2 protein-coding genes and 7 tRNA genes are annotated in these 2,267 nt (G+C 48.7%); 1 reads left to right on the top strand and 8 read right to left on the bottom strand.

Features of this window, described 5'->3' with window-relative positions; all coding sequences use genetic code 11:
• Positions 1-13 precede the first annotated feature (13 nt).
• Positions 14-169 (top strand): hypothetical protein, encoded by a 156-nt coding sequence (locus ABEV74_RS00925; RefSeq protein ID WP_430142806.1) that lies wholly within the window; start codon positions 14-16, stop codon positions 167-169.
• Positions 170-625: 456 nt separating this feature from the next.
• On the opposite strand, the gene ABEV74_RS00920 is transcribed toward ABEV74_RS00925, so the two are convergent.
• The 8 genes from ABEV74_RS00920 to ABEV74_RS00885 all read right to left on the bottom strand — a co-directional run bounded on the left by ABEV74_RS00920 (position 626) and on the right by ABEV74_RS00885 (position 2,196).
• Positions 626-1,438 (bottom strand): polysaccharide deacetylase family protein, encoded by an 813-nt coding sequence (locus tag ABEV74_RS00920; protein WP_430142804.1) that lies wholly within the window; start codon positions 1,436-1,438, stop codon positions 626-628.
• Positions 1,439-1,551: 113 nt separating this feature from the next.
• A tRNA-Leu gene (locus ABEV74_RS00915) sits at positions 1,552-1,631 on the bottom strand.
• 83 nt (positions 1,632-1,714) lie between these two features.
• Positions 1,715-1,790, bottom strand: a tRNA-Lys gene (locus ABEV74_RS00910).
• A 5-nt stretch (positions 1,791-1,795) separates the two neighbouring features.
• Positions 1,796-1,870 (bottom strand) — tRNA-Gln (locus tag ABEV74_RS00905).
• Between the two features lie 3 nt (positions 1,871-1,873).
• Positions 1,874-1,949, bottom strand: a tRNA-Val gene (locus tag ABEV74_RS00900).
• Positions 1,950-1,952: 3 nt separating this feature from the next.
• Positions 1,953-2,027: transfer RNA gene (locus ABEV74_RS00895), tRNA-Glu, on the bottom strand.
• 11 nt (positions 2,028-2,038) lie between these two features.
• Positions 2,039-2,114, bottom strand: a tRNA-Thr gene (locus ABEV74_RS00890).
• Positions 2,115-2,120: 6 nt separating this feature from the next.
• A tRNA-Asn gene (locus ABEV74_RS00885) sits at positions 2,121-2,196 on the bottom strand.
• Positions 2,197-2,267: the final 71 nt, after the last annotated feature.

The following is a 2,267-nucleotide window of genomic DNA, read 5'->3' as shown; positions in this document are numbered from 1 at the left end:
ATCATTCGAGACAATGGAAGAAGCATATGCGGCTATTGACCGGTACATGGACTTTTACAACAATCGCAGAATGCACGGAAGTTTGAAACGCAAACCTCCAAAGGTATTTAGCGCTTGGATCCTGCAACAAAACGAAGAAGAACGCTCCAAATTCCATAAAGCCATGTAATCCGCTGAAAAACCTAGAATTTATACGATAATTAAATTTTTCGTGGCGTAGACTCCGGAATTAGGGGGCCTAGCCGATAATACAGTTTTTTTTGATCCGTTCAAGCCGGACAAGCGAGATTTTCCATAAATTACTGTATTTTTGCAGAATTTCGCGCCATAGTCATCTATTCGGGCCAAAATTCCTGCACTTTTCAGGCTGTTGAGAAAGTCGGGTAGGTTTTCGGTATCGTCAATTTTAATGTGGGGGCTCTCGTCTCGTTGAAGAAAAATCGATTTAAAACGATCTGAGAGCCAACTTTGAAGTCGAAAAAACAGATGAAATCAGCCCTTTCGAAAAAAGGGGGGTTTCCCAACAGCCTGACTTTTGCAGGCTTTTCGCAAAAGCAAAGCAAGCAATCGGCCAGGAAACGGGGGGCTGAATGTGGGGCGGGTCAACGTTCACTTGACGGCCGTCTTAATTCCTTCGTACCGGATGAAGATGTTCGACCGATTTATAGCGTTCGTCATACTGAATGAGATCGCTCACGGTTACAAATTTATAGCCCTGCTCCTTGAGCGCGGGAATAATGATTTTTAAGGCCTCAACCGTCTGCATACTGCCTATTACATGGTCATGAAACAAAATAATGTCGCCGTTGCGGATGTTGCCCAGCACTTTGTTCACGATTTTGTAAGTGCCGGGACGGGCCCAGTCGCGCGTATCCTGATGCCAGGACCACATGACGGTCAACAAGCCTTCCTTGCGGCTCTCCCGTACGAGCGTTTCGTTGTATATCCCGCCGGGAGGACGATAAAGGCGCGGCCGTTGACCGGTGACCTCCAAAATAATGTTCTGGGTCTTCCGAATCTCTTCCATCATAAATGGTATCGACTTGGTTTTATTCATGGAATGACTGTACGTATGGTTGGCAATTTCATGCCCTTCGCGCATTTCTCTAAGTACCAAATCCGGATAACGCTCCACCTTTTTTCCAAGAACGAAAAAAGTCGCTTTTGCATCGTACTGCTTCAGCAAATCCAGTATCAAAGCCGTACGTGTAGCATCCGGGCCGTCGTCAAACGTAAGGGCGACAACCTTTTTATCGGTTGGCACCTCCCATAAAATGTCGCCTCTCGATTCATAGTAAGCTCGATTTTTGACGACATTCGGTGCTGTCTTCTCCGCTCGAACTTTCGCATGCGGCGGTATCGTAAGGCAGACAGCCAGCATTATCCCTATCCATTTCAGGCAAGAGCGGTGCAATGGGTTTCCCCCTCCTTGCTGCATCAATCACGTCAATATCATTATCCCCCTGCCGCGAAAAAAACATTTTTGCACTATTTGCCATGCAATAAAAAAAGCTTTCCAGATCCGCGATCCGAAAAGCCGTTTTGTCGATATGCGCGTAGAGGGACTTGAACCCCCACGGTCTCCCGCCAGAACCTAAATCTGGTGCGTCTGCCAATTCCGCCATACGCGCGCACATGATAAATATGTGAAAAGCGTGTAAATGTACGAAAAACTCCTGACGGAGTTCTTTGCCGCTGAATATGAAACCAATACTGGTGAGCCATGAAGGACTCGAACCTTCGACACCCTGATTAAAAGTCAGGTGCTCTACCAACTGAGCTAATGGCTCATAAATGGCTGGGGATCTAGGATTCGAACCTAGGCATGACGGAGTCAAAGTCCGTTGCCTTACCGCTTGGCTAATCCCCAACATGGTGGACGCTGACGGGATCGAACCGCCGACCCTCTGCTTGTAAGGCAGGCGCTCTCCCAGCTGAGCTAAGCGTCCGTATGGTGACCCGTAGGGGATTCGAACCCCTGTTACCTCCGTGAAAGGGAGGTGTCTTAACCCCTTGACCAACGGGCCGGAGAAGAAACTGGAGCTCTCAACCGGGATCGAACCGGTGACCTCATCCTTACCATGGATGCACTCTACCTACTGAGCTATGAGAGCTTGAAATGGCTCCCCGAACAGGACTCGAACCTGTGACAACTCGGTTAACAGCCGAGTGCTCTACCGACTGAGCTATCGGGGAACGTTAACTCGGGCTTGCGCCCTGAAAACCGGATGCGAATGTCTGCGTCTAACCCTTTTGCCTTGCTTCTT

Source organism: Paenibacillus cisolokensis (genome assembly GCF_050481165.1).
GTDB lineage: Bacteria > Bacillota > Bacilli > Paenibacillales > Paenibacillaceae > Paenibacillus_AH > Paenibacillus_AH cisolokensis.
Note: the sequence above shows the minus strand (reverse complement) of the source record. Positions and strands in the feature narration are given on the sequence as shown.